Source organism: Pseudomonas deceptionensis (assembly GCF_900106095.1).
In the GTDB taxonomy this organism is placed as follows: domain Bacteria; phylum Pseudomonadota; class Gammaproteobacteria; order Pseudomonadales; family Pseudomonadaceae; genus Aquipseudomonas; species Aquipseudomonas deceptionensis.
The window spans coordinates 3,576,751-3,594,616 of sequence record NZ_FNUD01000002.1 but is presented as its reverse complement, the minus strand read 5'-3'; the positions used below and the strand labels follow the sequence as shown (position 1 = coordinate 3,594,616).

Sequence of the window (17,866 nt, the reverse complement as noted above, 5' to 3'; positions counted from 1 at the left end):
CTTAGTCATCCTTGTGCAGTCGGCGGTTGGCCGCCCAGCTCAGGGCACGCCACAGCAGGAAGGCAGTGAGCAGCACACTGATTACGGCCAGCACGGCCAGCAGTACCGGGTGCTCGGACAGTTGATACCACAGCAGCAGGTACCACGGCAGGTTGCCGACAAAGTACTGATCGCCCACCAGCTGGCTGTAAACGCCGCTGCTGCGCACCAGTGAGACGGAGCCCGAGACAGCATCCAGCTTGCCGCTGTCGCCCATCACTTCACGCAACAGGTTGTAGTCGGCGTCATCATTGCCCAGCAGCGCGACAATGCTGCGCTGGTTGTGGCTGGGCGACTGCATGCCCACGATTGCCGCGATCGGCGCCTGGGCTGTCACTTCAACCTTATTGGCGGGCTGGTTGCGTGCGTCCGGTTTAAGGCTGCGGCGATTGTTTGCGTCGATGGGGGTGGTGCCGTAAGGCTGTACCAGCATGTCGCGCTGGCGTTGCAGCAGAACGTTCAGGTCCGGGTTGTCGCGCAGGTCCGGGGCCATTTCGCCCAGCAACAGCAGATCGGCATCCTGTTTGGACGCCGTTTGCCAGTCATCGCTCAAGCGCACGCCGAAGGCCGGATAGCCCGAACGGGCAGAAATGCTGGCCACGGTTTCAAGCAGGGTGCTGATTTGGGTCGGTGTGCTTTTGGACGGTACTACCACGATGGATTCGGACATGTCGGCCATGCGGCTGAACGGGAAGCCACTGCGGGCGAATGCCTTGAGGTCCGGCATGCTGAGGTAGTGGTGATAGCCGGACATGTCGATAGTCGAGTCTTCGTCGATGATCGCCTGGGTGTTGGTCGGCAGGATGGTCTGGCAACGGTCGCGCTGGGAACTGCCCATGGTGCTGGCGAAGTTGAAGTCGAAGCGCAGGCGGTTGCGGTCACCGATCTTGAGCGAGGGTACGATCAATTTGTCGTTGACGTTGGCGGTGTCGTTGGACAGCACCGACAGGCGCAGTTCTTCGAGGTTGCTGGTGTCTTTGCGCTTGAGCGGCAGGCTGGTGATGAACTGGTCGTTGAGGCTGATGCTCAGGTTCGAGTCATCACTGGCCGACGGCGCGGTATAGCGGTACTGGGTGCGCAGCGGGATACCCTGGTTACGCCATACGAACAGGTCAGGCGGCAGGTTGATGTCCAGGGTAATCGGGCGCGGTTGCAGCCCGCTGACTTGCAACTGTTGCGGGTAGGAGATCAGTTCGGCAAATCGTACTGGCCGGTCGGTACGCATCCATGCCGGGGCATCGTAAGGTTTGCGCGGTTGCAGCTCCTGGACATTGTCGATGGTCACGCGTGAGCCGCGTAACAGGTGACCGCCCAGGGCCAGAGCCTTGGCGGCGGTGGCGAGGTCTTCTTCGTTACGGCCCATGACCAGCAGGATCTTGCTGTAAGGCGCGTCCGGGTGGTCGATCATCTCGACCACGGGGGCTGTCACGGCCGGGAATTTCTCCAGGTCGCTCATAAAGGCCGGGCGGTGATCGTTGGTGGCGAACACCACGGTCGGCTGGATCGCATCCTTGCTTTGTACGCCCGGCAGGTTATCGAACAACACCGGGAAGTGCGCACCGCGCCAGTTGGACTGGCTACCGAAGTACGAGGCCAGAATGGCGGCCGCTTTCTGTTCACCCAGGGTCGGGTTGGCGGCGAACACAAACGGCAGTTCAAGCTTGCTGCTGTTGCGTGGGTCGAAGAAGGGCAGCGGGAAAAACGCCAGATCGTTTTGCACGCTCAGCGCCTGCTCTTGCAGGGTGATGCCGCTGCCACGGCTGATATTGACCCACAAGGTGCTGTTGGCCGGGTCTTCGCATATGTCGGTGTAGTGGCCGACAAACTCCAGGCGCACCCGGTTGAAGTCCGAGATCAGTCGCGGATCAAGGGCCATTTTTTGCGTGGTTTTACGCCCGAGCTGATCTTTCTCGATAGGCACTACGCCCATCAGCACGTCGTTAAGGTAAACCCGGATATGTGAAATCGTCGGGATCAGTGCCGGCGAAGGGGTGTACTCCAGCTGCAGGCTGGCATCGCTGGCAATCCGGTCGCGACGCAGGCTGAATTCCACCTGTTCGGCGCTGCTGATACCCAGCAGCAAGCTGTCAGAGGCGCGCCCCAGTTGCTCAAACGTATAGGTGACCGGCCAGCTCGGCAGAGTCTGGTCCGTCTGGGCAAACCCGGTGGTGGACACCGGTGTGGCCGCAGGCAAATTGCCCGGAAGGGGCAAGGGGGCCGACATCAGTTGTGAGGCGAAGGTCATCAGCGCGAGGCTGGCGAAGACAGCTTTTTTAGTTAGACGACTCATGATCTGCTCACTGGCCGGGAGATAAGGGGGGTGGATGCTTTGGGCATGCGCGGCAAAAAGCTGCCCAGCCACTGAAGAGCGCGCAAGAAAGGTCGAGCAATGACGCGGACCCACTCAGGCAAATATTCATAAAGGCGGTAATAGCCTTTGACGCCCAGGGCGAGAATTTCTTTAAGGCTCTGGATCGGCTTGTCGGCTTCAAACCCGCTGTTGTGATCCAGCCAGGCATCGGCGCGGCCAAAGGTGCACTGAACGAATGCGATTTTTTGTTCGGGCGGCAACTGAGCAAAGCTCAGGCCCATGAACATGTCGCGCGAACGGGTCAGAATGCCGTTGAACACAAACTCTCGGTTACCCCGCTGAAGGATCAGCGAAACCGGCGTGCCGACGGGCAGTTGTTGCGGCTGGTTCAATTGCAAACCAACCCCGCCGTCCGAGTAGTCGAGCAGTTCGCAGGGGTAGCTGTGCCCGTCGGTCAGTTTGATCGCGCCCGGCAAGCGGGTGAGTACCCGGTGGGTGTTGCGCACCTGGCGCACTTCGGCCGCCACCGCAACGGCGGCACCGATGATCAGCAGGTTGTAAACCACCCACAGCACGCTGACGATGACGGTGAAGATCTCGTCCTTGGGCCCGGTAAACAGGCGCCACACGGCAAAACCCAGACCGAGCACGTTGAGCAGCGACAGCACCAGATAGGGTTTGGCGGTCTGCCAGTCGAACTGGTTCTCCTCCATCATGCCGCCCTTGGCCGTGACGTTGAACTTGCCCCGCGAAGGGCTGAACAGGGCCACGGTGGTCGGCCGGGCGATGTACCAGGCCAGCACCGTTTCGTAGACCTCGCCCCAGAATGTCTGGCGATACGCGCCTTGCATCCGTGAGTTGGTCAGGCTGGCGTGGATCATGTGCGGCAACACGTAAAGCAGGATCATCACTGCCGGCGCATAGATGATGTAGGCGTGCAGCACCAGAAAGGCCAGGGGCGCGGTGAGGAACACCAGACGCGGCAACCCCACCAGAAAGTGCATCATGGCGTTGGTGTAGCAAATGCGCTGGAAGATCGTCAGGCCCTTGCCCAGCAGTGGGTTGTCGGTCCGGAAAATCTGCACCATGCCCCGGGCCCAGCGGATGCGCTGGCCGATATGCGCGGACAGGCTTTCGGTCGCAAGGCCGGCTGCCTGGGGGATACGCAAGTAGGCGGAGGTCCAGCCATTGCGGTGCAAGCGCAAGGCGGTGTGTGCATCCTCGGTCACGGTTTCGACAGCAAATCCGCCAATGGAGTCAATCGCGGTACGCCGCACGATGGCGCAGGAACCGCAGAAAAACGCGGCGTTCCACATGTCGTTGCCGTCCTGGATCAGGCCGTAGAACAACTCGCCTTCGTTGGGGCGGTTACGGAACGTGCCCAGGTTGCGCTCGAACGGGTCCGGCGACAGGAAGTGGTGCGGGGTTTGCACCAGTGCCAGTTTCGGGTCGCGCAGAAACCAGCCCACGGTCAATTGCAGGAAGGAGCGGGCAGGCATGTGGTCGCAGTCGAAAATCGCCACCAGGTCGCCGTCGATCAGAGTCAGCGCATGGTTCAGGTTGCCGGCCTTGGCATGGCGGTTGTCGGTGCGGGCGATGTAGTTGATGCCCACTTCATCCGCGAACGTCTTGAAGCTGGGACGGTTGCCGTCATCGAGCAAGTGGATGCGCAACTTGTCTTTTGGCCAGTCGATGCCCAGTGCCGCGTACACCGTGCCACGGGTCACGGACAACTCTTCGTTGTAGGTCGGGATCAGCAGATCCACCACCGGCCATTGCTCCGGGTCCGGGGGCAGTTGCGCCGGCTGGCGGTTAAGCGGCCATGAGGTTTGCACGTAGCCCAGCAACAGGATCAACCAGGAGTAGGTCTCGGCCACCAGCAGAATCAGGCCGCAGATCAGGTCAAGGTTGTCATTCCAGTTCAGGGTCGAGGTGTAACGCCACCACAGGTAGCGGCACGAGACGATCACGGACAACACGATCATCAGCAGGGTCGGGAAACGCCCCGGCATTCGCCGCACCAGCATGGCCAGCACCCACAGCAAGACAACGAAGACCAGCTGCGCAAGATAGCCGAAGGGCTCGGTGATACAGATCAGGATCAATACCAGCGCCAAAACGCCAATGGCGATGTAAAGCACCTTGCGCACCGGCCAGTGCATGTTGCTCCACCAATGGGAGCCTTTATTCACTTGCGGGCTGATGGCTGCTGGCAGTCGCTCAAAGGAATTGGACAGCAGGTTCCATGGCCGCTGCACTATTGCCAGCAAGGCCGACAGGGCTGAGCCCACACGCCAGCGGATACGTTGACGGCCTGTCTTGTCCTGATCGGGGGTGCGTACCAGCAGCAACCACAGGGTTTGCACGACGTAGCGCAACGGGTCGCCAATGGTGGCGCGCTTGTCGGCCAGGTGCGGGTACAAGCGCCGACGCTGTTCACGCAGGGCCTTCCAGTTGGGTGACTCAAGGCGCAGGAAGATCCAGCCCACGGCCTGGATCACGGCCAGCGTGAAGGCGGTGAAACGTGTGCAGTTCTGCTCACGTCGCAGATAGGTATAGGGGAACCAGTGCTCAGCCATTCATGCCTCCCTTCCGACTGCCACGCAGCAGGCACCAACTGGCCAGGCTGATAATGTCGTGGGCAATCAGGCTCCCCGGCGAATAACGGCCGGCCGGCTCGCTTCTGGCCAGCGCTTCGCCCATGGCTTCGTCGGCGTGCAGGCTCAAGGGGACAAGAGCATGGGCATAGCGATGTTGCCAGATCAGTACCAGATCGCGTTGCAGCTGGCTGGCGGCATCGTATCGGTTGATCAGGAACAGCGGTGTTTGGGCAAGTTGCGGTTGCAGCAGCACATGGCACGCGGCATCGGCATTGAGCACCATGATCGCAAGGTTGCAGTGCGGGTTGGCCACATGCCCCGGCAAACGCTGCGGCAAATCGAAGAGCACCCAGTCAAAGGCATTCCCCAGCGCGGCCTGGCGCTGGCTCCAGAGTTGAGGCTGCTCCAGCAACAAGGTGTCGAGCTGATTGTATTCTGCCGGTTGCAGCTGCCCGTAAGGCAGCACACACAGGCCGGGTTCAACACTCCAGGCATGTTCATGCCAGGGTTGCTGGTCCAGGGTTGCCCGGGCCCAGCCCTCTTGCGGAGCCAGGTCCAGGTTGAAATGCAGGCCCAGGGAATTCTCCGGGCACATGTCCACCAACAGGACTTTCTGGCCCAGCTCATGCAACGCGTACCCCAGGGCCGCCAGAGTCGAACTGGTCCCTACGCCACCGCGAACGCCACGTAAACTCATTGCAATCATGGGGCTTGCTCCGGGTCTTTTTGCAGATCCAGAGGCTGCTTGTAGCGTGATTCCAGATAGGCCAGCAATGGCCAGCGCTCGAAGGCCTGCAGCAGCTCCATGTTCGCCGACACGTCGACATAATCCAGGGCGTGCAATTCCATCATCGACTTGAGGCGTGCAATGTCATCGGCCCGCTCTTTGCGCGAAAGGATATCGGCACTTATTTGAACCGCTGTGGGTAGGGTAGCCATCCACCGTTCTCCTTGATTCGCACATAGGGCTTGCCGTTGTAATCGAGCACAACTGTCCCTGAGTTTTCCGATACTTTCGGGGTTTGTGGCAGATCGGTCAGCAGCTTCGACCAGTCCACGCTCTGGCCATTACTGAGCGCAGGGTCGGCATACAGCCGGGAAATGATTTCTGCCACGGCCAGGTAACTGCTTGGCTCAGTGACATGAACCGGTGCGGTTTGCGCGTTGTCGCCCATGTTGATCAGCTTGATGCCCACCGGCACATGGGTAATGGAGTCGCTCGGGATTTCGCGCATGCCGGCAATTTGCATCCGGTCACCATGCAGCGCTGCGCCATGCTCGGGCACGATAGCCACTACTACGCGACGACCGCTTTTTTGCAGTTCCTTGAGGAAGGCATTGAGGTCATCGAGCAAGATCTGCGCCCGGCTGCTGTAGTCGGCAGGTTGGGTGCCGCCGTCAGCCAGCACTTGCCGGTTGCCGTCGTGCAAACTGGTGGTGTTGTAGAACAGCGCCATGTTGGGTGTGTTTTCGGCAATACGGTGCTGCCACCACTTGCTCAACACATCACGGTCACGCCAGATCGGTGAGCCGTCAAAACCGACGTAGTTGCGCGGCAGGCCTGGCGGGGTAACACCCAGCGCCGGCGGCGGCAGTTCGCCCTGTTCGCGAACTTCCTGAAGGAAACCGTCGAATGCCCCGGTGTGGTTGAGCATCAACTCATCGGTAAACCCGAGCTTGCGCAAGTCGTCGAACAGCAGGCATTGGTCTGCCGGTGGCTTGTACAGTTGGGTGTGGGATGTCTGGCCACAGCTGGCGCGCAACAGGCGAATGGCGGCAGGGCCGCTGTACGCCGTGGCTGAGTTGAAGTTGTCGAAAATCACGTCCATCTGGCCAAACAGCGGGTTGTCACGCAGACCCACTGCATCCAGGTCGTCCCAGGCCATGGAGCAAATGTTGATTACCAACAGGTCAAAGGGTGGCGGCTTGACCGCGGGCTCTTTGAACTCGACCTTGCGGGTCGATTCGCTGAGGTAGAACTTGTCCAGGTAACCGTTGAGCGTCGCGTCGTCGGGCTCGCCCGCGCTGCTGGTATTGCCGGTTGCCGCCGGAGTGCCGGCCATCAGCGGCGCGGCCGTAGGTGGCAGCAGCCATTGCAGGTTGCCCATGCCCAGCCAGGCAAAACCCAGCAGGGTGAGTGTGGTCAGGCGCACCCACTGGTTGAGGAACATGTAGCCAACGATCAACAGCAGCAACATGGCGCACACTTGCCAGTCGATAAAGCGTCCCAGCAGCTCGACTATATAGTCGAACGAGAAATCCAGTACGCCGGGCTGCGCGAGCAAGCGGCTGAACGGCGGGAACCAGGTGTCCTGATACAGCAGGGCCACGGCCACGGGGATGGCAATCAGCGTGCGCGCACGGCGCAACAACGGGTTAGCAACAGGGATCAGCAATACCACGGCAAAGATCAGATTGGGCAGGACCTGAAAATTCAGATGGCCCGTCCAGGCCAGCAGGAATTTGGCCAGAAAATACAGGTTCCAGGCGCCCAGACCGCGCCAGGGGCCTGCAATTTTTTGCGCCGGGGCGTCAGATTTAAACAGACTCATCGGGCGTTCTCTGAGCAGGGCTGGCAGGCACACGGCGTCGAACGCCGCGTGATTTCATATAACGAGGTGACAGGTACTGCCCGAAATGATTCTTCAGGGCTATTCGTATGCGCTGCGAAAACAGCGTCAGCAGTACGGTCACCACGCAGGTCAATGCGATGACATCAATCAGCTCTGCAAACGTCATGACTGTGGCTCACTGATAGGCAGCGTTATTCTTTGAGGGGCCAGCGGCGCACATTCGCTGGCGCCGGCCATTGGCACGATTGCCGGGCTCTCGACGGGGATATGCAAGTACGACGGCACCGGCCCGGCCTGCATGAAGACTTCTGCAGGCAGCTCGGATAACCCGCTCAGAACACGGCGTTCAGTGAACATGTCACGCCAGGGCAGGCGGCAGATGTTGCCCAGGGCCGGGTCCAGACCGTCCGCGCGGCAGGCAAACAGGAACAGGTACAGCTCGCCGCCAAGCAGGCAGGCAATGTCACCGAAACGGCGCAGGCACATCTGATTCAAAAACAGCTCTTCGCCAAGCCCCGGTACCGGCTGGAATTTCATCAGCTGATGGGTGACTTCGCCTGAACTGTCTTTATAGATCTGTGCAACGGCTTCATAGAAATCACGGGGGCTGATCAGCCCGCGAATCTGCGGCGGGCGCTGACGTTCAAGCAGGGTCTCGAAATCGATGTTCTGGCTGTATTGCCATCGCTGGCCCTGGATGCTTTCGATCATGCTCAAAAACCGTGAGAGCAGGGTGCCGTGGGGAACAATCAGGTTGGCCCCGCACGCCAGCAGCAGGCGCTCATCGCGGTAGCGCACGGAGGGTTCCATTTCCCGCACCACGATTTTCAGCTCGGGGCCGCTTTGCTCGCGCAAGTCGTGCAGCTGCTGCGCCAGTTCCAGCAGCTGGTAACTGTTGTCGATGCCCACAATGATGGTGGCCGCACGGGCTGTCTGGGCAGCCTCAAGCAATGCTTCGCGGCTCTCGAACAGGTACCAGTGCTTGGACATCGACGGCGCGCCTTCCAGCACGGTGCGCTCGGCGAAGTACACGTGCTGATCGTCAGCGACCCGGGGTTGGGTATCGATTTCGGTTTGCGGGATCAGGGTCAGGGCATTGCCCTGGTCCGACAGTTTGAACTCCTGACCGGCAGTGACGCCCAGCTCGTTGTGCCAGAAGTGCAAGTGGTAGCGCACATCGCCGTTGTAGCGATACAGGCGGCTCAGACCGGCCAGGGTCTGGTTCAGTTGCAGTAACTCGGTATGCAGCAGCGCCGCTTCACCGTAGGTGATCACCAATAGTGTTGCATTGCGTTCCAGCAGCCACGCGCACATGCGCTCACACCAGCGTTGCAGTTGGGACGCCGTGGTGCTGTCACCCCAGCTGCTTGCAGGCAGAACCAGCAGGATCTGACTTGAAGGCACAATGCGTGCACGACTAAGGTCGCGGGTCAGCGTGGCCAGCCCGGGCTCGATGAACTTTTTGCCGATTTCGAACAGCTTGAGCTTGTCGGGACCGCGATCGGGAGCGAGGTCGCTGATGATGTCTTGCACCGAGCCGGCGCCGGCAATCAGTGTGGCGGGCACGTGCTCGGGGATCTCTTCAATGAATTGCCGGGCCAGTAGTCTTGCGTCAGCCGGCTGATCCACCGTGACCCAATACACACTGCCTGAACACATCTGGACTTGTTGATCCAGAAATCCATGTATGGACAAACTGATAGGAACCAAGCGTTATCTCCCCCCGGGGAAAAACATGTTTCAAAGCCTGTTCCGCTGCTCTCCAGAAGGAGCAATGCGTGATGGCTTCGTGGGTCAACTTGTTTATGGCGCCAATCATATGGCCACCATCAGATTAGCAAGTCTGACCCATCTAATTTTTTTTAGAGGTGCACGGTCTACATTTTCTAAAACAAGCGTAGTACTACAGTCCGCGATGTGTATGAAAGAACTCATCTTATCACCGGAAAATTCCCAAACCCATGATTCTCGGTATGAAATGTCAAAATAACAACGCCGAGGATGTTTTAGTCAATAAATTGGCGCCACCCCTGGAGGGGGCGGGGAGCACGGGTTTCGGCCCGTCCCATGGTTGTGCACGGGTGTAACATTCCTGAGAAGGTTGGGGCCAGGGGGCACTAAAGTACTCACTTGGCTTTCTGAGCGACCTATTGCGTGCTATTGATTAAGTGGGTTCAACGTGAACTGAATATTTTTGATCGGGCTCGCCCTCAGAGCCTGACCCCCGCAACTGAAATGTCCATGAGGTGTAGATATGCCAGTCAAGCACGACTTGTTACAGGACTTGGGGCTTACTAAGGAGGCAGTCAGCAAATTTCGCAGCGAAAACGCTCATCTGAACCAGCTGTTTATCCAGTACAGCGAAAAAGATGCCGAAGTCGTTGAGGCCGAAGCCAACGATGCCATAGGTGTCCCTGATGACGTGCTGAAGAAGCTCAAGGAGCAAAGGCTCTTGATCAAGGATAAAATCGCGCAAATATTGGGCGCTTAAGCCACAGCACGCTGCAGGAAGTAGATATGCCCCACATCATCAAAATTGTTGCCACATTGCGTGCCAAGCCAGGGCATGGAAAAACCGTCGAGCAGGCACTGCGCGCCTGTGTAGAAGGCTCGCGCGCCGAGCCTGGCTGTCGCTTCTATGACTTGCATGTGGATCGCAGTGATCCTGAATGCTTTGTGTTTATTGAAGGCTGGGCAGACATGGACGCCATCGAGCACCACAAAACGACCCCGCACTATCAGGCGATGGCCCACGCCGTAGGTGATTTGCTGGCGCATCGCGAAGTGTTGTTGCTGGACGAGCTGAGCATTTAGCCCTCAGTGCAAGGGTGCAACACCACACGGCGGCCCTGAACGGGCCGCCGTTTTTATTGGGTTCTTAAAAGCTCGCGGCATCGAGCTCGAACAACGATGCGCAGCCTGCCCGGATGGCCTGCTCCAGGCTCAAGGTACGCGGCAGCAAACGGCTGAAATAGAACCGGGCGGTCGCCAGTTTGGCGCTATAGAACGTAGGGTCGGCATCCAGCGAACGTTGCGCCACATCGGCCATTCGCGCCCAGAGCCAGGCGTAGGCCACATAGCCGAACAGGTGCAGGTACTCGACACAGGCGGCGCCTGTTTCGTTGGGGTTGGTCATGGCCCGTGTTTGTAGCCAGTCGCTGACATCCTCAAGCCGCTGCACGGCCTCCAGCAATTCGCTGGCGTAGGGCTTGTCGGGCCGTGCGGCGAAGTCTCGAATTTGCGCGGTAAACAGGCGCAGGGTTACGCCGCCATTGGCGATCACTTTACGGCCCAGCAAGTCCAGGGCCTGAATCCCGTTGGTGCCTTCGTAAATCTGCGCAATGCGCACATCACGCACCAATTGCTCCTGGCCCCATTCTCGAATGTAACCGTGACCACCCAACACTTGCTGGCCCAGCACGCAGCTGTCGAACCCGGTGTCGGTAAAGAAGGCTTTGGCCACCGGGGTCAGCAAGGCCACCAGTGCACTGGCCGTCTGTTGCTCCTGCGGGTCGGCAGAGAACTTGGCCAGGTCCAGTTGCTGGCCCACATAACTGGCAAAGGCCCGGCCGCCTTCGGTCATGGCCTTGATGGTCAGCAGCATGCGTCGCACATCGGGGTGCACGATGATCGGGTCGGCAACTTTGTCCGGTGCCACGGCCCCGGTCGGTGCGCGGCTTTGCAGGCGCTCACGGGCATAGGTGCGGGCGTTCTGATAGGAGGCCTCGGCGCACCCGATGCCCTGAATGCCGATCGACAGGCGTTCGTAATTCATCATGGTAAACATGGCCGCCAGGCCCTTGTTGGCTTCGCCTATCAACCAGCCGCGGGCGCCGTCAAAGTTGATCACGCAGGTGGCCGAAGCCTTGATCCCCATCTTGTGTTCGATGGAGCCGCAGCTCAACGCATTGCCATGGCCCAGTGAACCGTCGTCATTGACCAGCACTTTGGGCACCAGAAACAACGAGATGCCCCGTGGTCCGGCCGGAGCGTCCGGCAGCTTGGCCAGCACCAGATGGATGATGTTTTCGGTCAGGTCCTGGTCGCCGCCAGTGATGAATATTTTGCTGCCGTTGAGAGTGAAACTGCCATCCGGCAGCGGTTCGGCGCGGGTGCGGATAATCCCCAGGTCAGTGCCGGCATGGGCTTCGGTCAGGCACATGGAGCCGGCCCAGCGGCCTTCGTACATGGGTGGCAGATAGGTGCCTTTGAGCGCGTCGCTGGCGTGGGCATCAATGGCCAGGCAGGCACCCGATGTCAGCGCCGAATACAGGGCGAAACTGGAGTTGGCACCATAGAGCATCTCTTCGAATTGCACGGCCAGCATCTTGGGCATGCCAAGCCCGCCGAATACAGGGTTGCCTGACAGGCCGACCCAGCCGCCCTCGATGTAAGTGTCGTAGGCGGTCTTGAAACCCTTGGGCGTACTGACCTTGCCCGCCAGCCATTGGGCGCCTTCCTCGTCGCCACTGCGGTTGAGCGGGGCAATCAGCTGGCCGGTGACTTTGGCCGCTTCTTCGAGAATTGCATCGGCGGTATCGGCGTCCACATGGTCAGCCAGTGCGGGCAGCCGGGCCCAGAGTGCGGGGGCCTCGAAGACTTCGTGCAGAACGAAACGCATGTCGCGCAGTGGGGCATTGAATTCAGGCATTACAAAAAACCTCGAGGGTAGTGGTTACAAGGCTTTGGCCATGTCGCGCAGCACGTACTTCTGGACCTTTCCCGTCGAGGTCTTGGGCAGCAGGGTGAAGACCACGGTGCGCGGGACCTTGAAGCCGGCCAGGTGTTCGCGGCAAAAGGCGATGATTTCCACCTCGCGCACCTGCTGGTGATCGGCCTTGAGGGTAATGAACGCACAGGGGGTTTCGCCCCATTTCTCATCCGGGCGGGCTACCACTGCGGCTTCCATGACGCCGGGGTGGCGATACAGCACGCCTTCAACCTCAATGGTGGAGATGTTCTCGCCACCGGAAATGATGATGTCCTTGAGGCGGTCGCGAATCTCGACGTAGCCGTCCGGGTGGCACACAGCCAGGTCGCCGGTATGGAACCAGCCGCCCTCGAAAGCTTCGGCCGTGGCGCTGGGGTTCTTCAGGTAGCCCTTCATCACCGTGTTGCCGCGCATGAAAATCTCGCCCATGGTTTCACCGTCACGGGGGGTGGGGATCATGGTTTTCGGGTCGGCCACCATCACGCCTTCCAGCGTGGGGTAGCGCACGCCCTGTCGGGATTTGATCTGTGCGCGTTCGGCCAGCGGCTGCTCATCCCACTTGTCATGCCAGGCACAGATAGTTACCGGGCCATACACCTCGGTGAGGCCATACACATGGGTCACCTTGATGCCCATTTCTTCAACGGCGCCAATCACTTTGGCCGGAGGCGCAGCGCCGGCGACCATCGCATGTACCGGGTGGTCGATCGCGGCCTTGGCCGACTCTGGCATGTTGACCAGCGCGTTGAGCACAATCGGGGCGCCGCACAAGTGGGTGACCTGATGCTCGCGGATCAGGTTAAGGATCTTTTGCGGATCAACCCGGCGCAAAAACACATGCACGCCGGCCAGGGCGGTGATGATCCACGGGTAGCACCAGCCGTTGCAGTGGAACATCGGCAAGGTCCACAGGTACACCGGATGGTTGCCAATGGCCCAGACCATCTGGTTGCCCAGGGAATTGAGGTAAGCACCGCGATGGTGGTACACCACACCCTTGGGGTTGCCCGTGGTGCCAGAGGTGTAGTTGAGCGCAATGGCCTGCCACTCATCTGCTGGCCACTGCCAGTCGTACTCGGGGTCGCCTTCAGCCAGCACCGCTTCATAATCCAGCGCGCTGACCGGCTGGCCTTCACCGTACTCCGGGTCATCGACATCGATAATCAGCGGCGGATGGTCAAGCATGGCGACTGCGGCATGGATCACGTCATGGAATTCACGGTCGGCAATCAACACCTTGGCTTCACCGTGGGCGAGCATGAAGGCGATGGCTTCGGCGTCCAGGCGTACGTTGAGGGCATTGAGCACCGCGCCGATCATGGGCACCGCGAAATGCGCTTCCAGCATGGCCGGGATATTGGGCAGCATTACCGCCACGGTGTCGCCCTTGCCAATCCCGCGCCCGGCCAGGGCACAGGCCAGGCGGCGGCAACGGCTGTAGGTCTGCGCCCAGGTACGGCGGATTGAACCGTGAATCACCGCAGGGTAATCGGGGTAGACGCTGGCGGTACGTTCGATAAAGCTCAGGGGGGACAGGGCAATATGGTTTACGGCAGACGGCTCAAGGCCGTGTTCAAAAATCGACATGAGGGTCATTCCGGTGGCTGATTGTTAGCTCTATGGCTGCCCGTTCTGCCAGTGGCGATCGGGTCAGTTTGATGTCCGGTCTGACTTATAGCCCACTCAGGGTTTGATATGGAAGTAATACCTAAGCACTATAGTAGTTGTACTATATGAAAAACCTTGCCCCCTGACGCCAGGATGCACCATGCCGATTGCCTTGATGACGTATGACCCCCAACCCTCTGTGGTGCTCGACGCAGACGGGCTGGCGCAGACGGCGAACCGGGCGTTGACCGCTTTGCTGGCGGGCAAGCCGCTGAGTCACGTCAGCACGTTGTTGCCGAACAATCTTCGCGAGCTGATCCGTGCCTGCCTGCAACAGGGCCGGGCCATTGAGCAGGTAGAGGCGCAATGCAACGAGCAGATCTGGCTGTGGACGCTGATCCCTGACCCCGACAGCCAGTGCGTTGTGGCACGCGCACGTGAGGCGAGCACGGAATTACTGGCGGGGCGAGAGGCGGCCAGGGCCCGGCGCCTGTACCGGCTGATTACCGAAAACACCACAGACCTGATCTCCCGACACACCCCTGACGGGCGCTTTCTGGATGCGTCCCCGGCTTCCTGGACCTTGCTCGGCTATTGGCCCGAAACCCTGCGGGGCACATTGGCCCAGCGCCTGTTTCATGCCCATGACCTGGCGCAGGTGGTACGCCAGGCCCGCGATGCGCTGGCGCTGGATGGCTATCACACCATGACGTATCGGATTCGCCATCAAGCGGGGCATTACCTGTGGTTTGAAACCGCCAGCCGGGCAATACGTGAAACCTATACCGGGGCCGTGGTGGAAGTGGTCAGCGTGTCGCGGGATATCACCGCGCGCATTCAGGCCGAAGAAAACAAGCGGCGACTGGCCGATGTGGTAGAGGCCAACCCGGACCCGGTGTTGTTTATTGACCCGGCGGGCGGGGTGTCTTACCTCAACCCGGCCGCCCGCCGCATCCTCGGCTTGCTGCCCGAACAGGGCATGCCCGAACTGAGCGCATTTTTGCCCGCCCAGGCCCTGGCGATTCTGGAGTCCAGCGGCTGGAGCAGTGCCGAGCAGCAGGGTTTGTGGAGCAGTGAAACCCGCCTGTTGCCAGTGAACGGCGAGCCTTCGGTCCCGGTGTCGCTACTGTTGCTGGCCCATCGCTCGACGGCCGGTGAGCGGTTCTTCTCGCTGGTCGCCCGGGACATGCGCGAACGGGAATTGCGCGAAGCCCAGCAGCGTCATCATCAGGACGAGATGGCTCACACGGCGCGACTGATCACCTTGGGTGAACTGGCGTCCGGCATTGCCCACGAAATCAATCAACCGTTGGCGGCGGTGGTCAATTACGCCAACGCCAGCCAGCGTTATCTGCAAACCCTGGGCACTAACCCTGAGGCCGTCGAGCGGGTGGCTCAAGGGCTGGAACGGATCAACCTGCATGCCAACCATGCCGCTGAAGTGATCAAGCGGCTGCGTAGCTTTTTGCGCAAGGGGCGACGCAACCTGCAAGCGCTGGATGTCAGCGAGGTGGTACGCCAGGCCGTGAGCCTGTGCGCGTGGGAAGCCCGTGAGCGCAACGTGACCATCGAGCAGCAATTACCGGACACGCTGGCGCCGGTGTATGCCGACCGGGTGCTGCTGGAGCAGGTGCTGCTCAATTTGTTGCGCAATGCCATCGACGCCAACACCGAACAACACCCGGGCCAGCCCTCACGCATTACCTTGCAGGCGCAAGCACTGGCCGGGGTGCTGCACATCAGCGTGCAGGATCAGGGGCCGGGCGTGAGTGCCGGGCAACTTGAACAGCTGTTTACGCCGTTTTACACCAGCAAGGTGGATGGCCTGGGGCTGGGCTTGTCGATGAGCCGCAGCATCATCGAAGGCTTTGGCGGTGAACTGGAGGCCCGGCCCCGGCCCGAAGGTTTATTGATGTGCTGCAGCTTGCCCCTGATGGGGTCACTCAAACCAACAAGAGAATAAACATGACAACTGTGGTGTACGTGGTGGATGACGATCAGGGCATGCTGGATTCGACGGTCTGGTTACTGGAATCCGTGGGCCTGAATGCGCTGGCTTTTACCAGTGGCCAGGCCTTTCTGGATGCCTGTGACCCTGCGCTCAGCGCCTGTGTGGTGCTGGATGTGCGCATGCCGGCCATGGGCGGCCTCAACGTGCAACAAGCGTTGCAGGAACGCGGTATCAAGATGCCGGTGATTTTTGTCAGCGGTCATGCCGATGTGCCCATCGTGGTGCGTGCCTTCAAGGCGGGTGCCCATGACTTTATCGAGAAACCCTACAACCAGCAGCTGCTGCTCGATAGCGTGCAACAGGCTCTGAGTGGTGGGACCGCGCAGCAAACAGCCAGCCAGGAGCAGATTCAACTCGAAGCACGGCTGCAGAGCCTGACACCCCGTGAGCGGGATGTGTTCCTGCCCCTGGTCAAGGGCTACACCACCCGGGAAATTGCAGAGCAACTGGCGGTAAGCCCCAAAACCATCGACCTGTATCGCTCCCGGGTCATGAAGCGCATGCAGGCGCAGCATTTGCCGGATCTGGTGGGCATGGCCATTGCGGCCGGGCTGGTGGACCCGCTCAGGCTGCGTTAGCCAGTAACGCTTCGACGGCCGCCATGACAGCAGGTGTGTCGGTATGGGCCACGTTGAAGCGCATGCAGCGGCGCAGTTCGGGGTCAAAACCGAACAGCACTCCCGGCGCGTGCACCAGGCCCCGGGCAAGTGCCTGTTGCGCCAGTGTTTCGGCGTCGAGCCCGGCAGGCAGGGTGGCCCAGATAAACATGCCGCCCACATAGGGCACGCTCAACGTGAAGCCCAGCCCCTGCAGCCAGCCGGCTACCCGCGCACCACTGGCCAGCAGCCCTTGCACCACGCGCTTTCGGTGCTTGTGGTAGGTGCCGTCGTTGAGCATTGAGCACACCACCTGTTCGAGCATTTCCGAGGTGATCCCGCCGCACATCAACTTCATCTGGGTCAGTTCGGCCGCCATTTGCGGCGAGGCCACCACAAAACTCACCCGCAGGTTGGCACTGAGGGTTTTGGAGAAGCCGCTCAGGTAGGTCACTTGCTCCAGGCCCGCCAGCGCCACCAGTCGCGGTGGCGGCTCGGGGTGAAGGTCACCGTAGAGATCGTCTTCGATGATCGAGCACTCATGACGCTTGGCCAGTTCCAGCAGCCCGTATGCCTGGCTCGGTGTAAAAGAATGGCCGGTCGGGTTATGCAACAGGCCGGTGGTCAGGTACAGCGTCGGCCGGTGCTGGATAAACAGGTTTTCCAGTGCGTGCAGGTCAAGCCCTTGAGCGGTGCGCTCCAGCGTCACGACATGCACGCCGTGCAAGGCCAGGTTGGCGTGAAAGTTGAAATAGCACGGCATGTCCAGCAGCACCGTATCGCCGGGTCGCACCCGCAGGCGCAGCAGCATGTCCAGTGCCTGCACGGTATTGGCCGTCGTAATGATCTGCTCGATGCCGACATCCAGTCCCTGGCTCAACAGCTTCTGCTGCAATGCCAGACGCAATGGCACATAGCCCGCAGGGTCGCCATAGCCGGTCAGGCGCAAGGCTGGCGAGCGACTGAGCTGGCGCACAGTGGCGCGAATGGCGCTGGGCTCCAGCCAGCTTTCAGGCAAATGCCCGCTACCGGGACGCAAGGCGCCGCTGGCGCCGGTCAGTGAACGGCGCAAAACGCTGCTCAAATCCTGCGGCAACAGGTCAAGACCCATGGCGCGCCTGGCAGGGGGTGTTTTAGACGCAACAAAGTAACCCAGCCCCTGACTGGAGGTAATCCGGCCTTGCCCGCGCAAGCGATCCAGCGCCTCAATCAGAGTGAACTTGCTGACGCCCCAGTGTTGGGTCATGACCCGGGCAGAGGGCAATTTGCTGCCAGCGCCGAACAGGCCCTGATCAATGGCCTGGCCCAATGCATCAACAATCTGCTGGACCTTGGAAATGCCCGGTTGGAACGAAACGGTAGGTAGGTGCATGCAGGGCCTCGTACTTTACCGGTCATGCTACCAGTAAAGGTCGGT

General features: G+C 60.4%; 14 protein-coding genes. 4 read left to right on the top strand and 10 right to left on the bottom strand.

Annotated elements, in window-relative coordinates:
- Position 1 precedes the first annotated feature (1 nt).
- The 7 genes from bcsB to bcsE are packed head-to-tail and all read right to left on the bottom strand — an operon-like array spanning position 2 to position 9,233.
- Positions 2-2,329, bottom strand: coding sequence for a cellulose biosynthesis cyclic di-GMP-binding regulatory protein BcsB (bcsB, locus tag BLW11_RS16395; RefSeq protein ID WP_048361762.1), 2,328 nt, complete (start codon positions 2,327-2,329; stop codon positions 2-4).
- A complete protein-coding gene (gene bcsA / locus BLW11_RS16390) occupies positions 2,326-4,929 on the bottom strand; it encodes a UDP-forming cellulose synthase catalytic subunit (RefSeq protein WP_053069581.1) in 2,604 nt (867 codons plus the stop codon). The genes bcsB and bcsA overlap by 4 nt, the downstream gene beginning before the upstream one ends.
- Positions 4,922-5,656: a cellulose biosynthesis protein BcsQ gene (gene bcsQ, locus BLW11_RS16385; RefSeq protein ID WP_048361763.1), complete on the bottom strand. Its 735-nt coding sequence runs from the start codon at positions 5,654-5,656 to the stop codon at positions 4,922-4,924. Before bcsQ ends, bcsA begins: the two co-directional genes overlap by 8 nt.
- On the bottom strand, positions 5,653-5,889 hold the full coding sequence (gene bcsR, locus BLW11_RS16380; RefSeq protein ID WP_048361764.1) for a cellulose biosynthesis protein BcsR: 237 nt from the start codon (positions 5,887-5,889) through the stop codon (positions 5,653-5,655). The genes bcsQ and bcsR overlap by 4 nt, the downstream gene beginning before the upstream one ends.
- A complete protein-coding gene (gene bcsG, locus BLW11_RS16375; RefSeq protein ID WP_048361765.1) occupies positions 5,859-7,502 on the bottom strand; it encodes a cellulose biosynthesis protein BcsG in 1,644 nt (547 codons plus the stop codon). Before bcsG ends, bcsR begins: the two co-directional genes overlap by 31 nt.
- Positions 7,489-7,689: a cellulose biosynthesis protein BcsF gene (gene bcsF / locus BLW11_RS16370; RefSeq protein ID WP_074836839.1), complete on the bottom strand. Its 201-nt coding sequence runs from the start codon at positions 7,687-7,689 to the stop codon at positions 7,489-7,491. Before bcsF ends, bcsG begins: the two co-directional genes overlap by 14 nt.
- The gene (bcsE, locus tag BLW11_RS16365) at positions 7,686-9,233 is read right to left on the bottom strand and encodes a cellulose biosynthesis protein BcsE (protein ID WP_048361766.1); all 1,548 of its coding nucleotides are present in this window, start codon (positions 9,231-9,233) and stop codon (positions 7,686-7,688) included. The genes bcsF and bcsE overlap by 4 nt, the downstream gene beginning before the upstream one ends.
- Before the next feature lie 544 nt (positions 9,234-9,777).
- Here bcsE and BLW11_RS16360 point away from each other — a divergent pair.
- Together BLW11_RS16360 and BLW11_RS16355 are read left to right on the top strand one after the other, a co-directional pair.
- Positions 9,778-10,014: an HP1242/YdcH family protein gene (locus BLW11_RS16360; protein ID WP_048361767.1), complete on the top strand. Its 237-nt coding sequence runs from the start codon at positions 9,778-9,780 to the stop codon at positions 10,012-10,014.
- Positions 10,015-10,040: 26 nt separating this feature from the next.
- Positions 10,041-10,337, top strand: coding sequence for a putative quinol monooxygenase (locus BLW11_RS16355; RefSeq protein ID WP_048361768.1), 297 nt, complete (start codon positions 10,041-10,043; stop codon positions 10,335-10,337).
- Between the two features lie 64 nt (positions 10,338-10,401).
- Here the strand turns inward: BLW11_RS16355 and BLW11_RS16350 are convergent, their stop codons facing one another.
- Together BLW11_RS16350 and BLW11_RS16345 are read right to left on the bottom strand one after the other, a co-directional pair.
- The gene (locus BLW11_RS16350) at positions 10,402-12,174 is read right to left on the bottom strand and encodes an acyl-CoA dehydrogenase C-terminal domain-containing protein (RefSeq protein WP_048361769.1); all 1,773 of its coding nucleotides are present in this window, start codon (positions 12,172-12,174) and stop codon (positions 10,402-10,404) included.
- A 24-nt stretch (positions 12,175-12,198) separates the two neighbouring features.
- Positions 12,199-13,821, bottom strand: a complete 1,623-nt coding sequence (locus BLW11_RS16345; RefSeq protein WP_048361770.1) for an acyl-CoA synthetase — start codon at positions 13,819-13,821, stop codon at positions 12,199-12,201.
- Positions 13,822-14,002: 181 nt separating this feature from the next.
- Here BLW11_RS16345 and BLW11_RS16340 point away from each other — a divergent pair, with 181 nt between their 5' ends.
- Complete coding sequence (locus BLW11_RS16340; RefSeq protein ID WP_048361771.1) at positions 14,003-15,805, top strand: PAS domain-containing sensor histidine kinase; 1,803 nt, start codon at positions 14,003-14,005, stop codon at positions 15,803-15,805.
- 2 nt (positions 15,806-15,807) lie between these two features.
- A complete protein-coding gene (locus BLW11_RS16335) occupies positions 15,808-16,431 on the top strand; it encodes a response regulator transcription factor (RefSeq protein WP_048361772.1) in 624 nt (207 codons plus the stop codon).
- Here the strand turns inward: BLW11_RS16335 and BLW11_RS16330 are convergent.
- A complete protein-coding gene (locus tag BLW11_RS16330) occupies positions 16,418-17,821 on the bottom strand; it encodes an aminotransferase-like domain-containing protein (protein WP_048361773.1) in 1,404 nt (467 codons plus the stop codon). The two genes, BLW11_RS16335 and BLW11_RS16330, sit on opposite strands and share 14 nt — an antisense overlap.
- Positions 17,822-17,866: the final 45 nt, after the last annotated feature.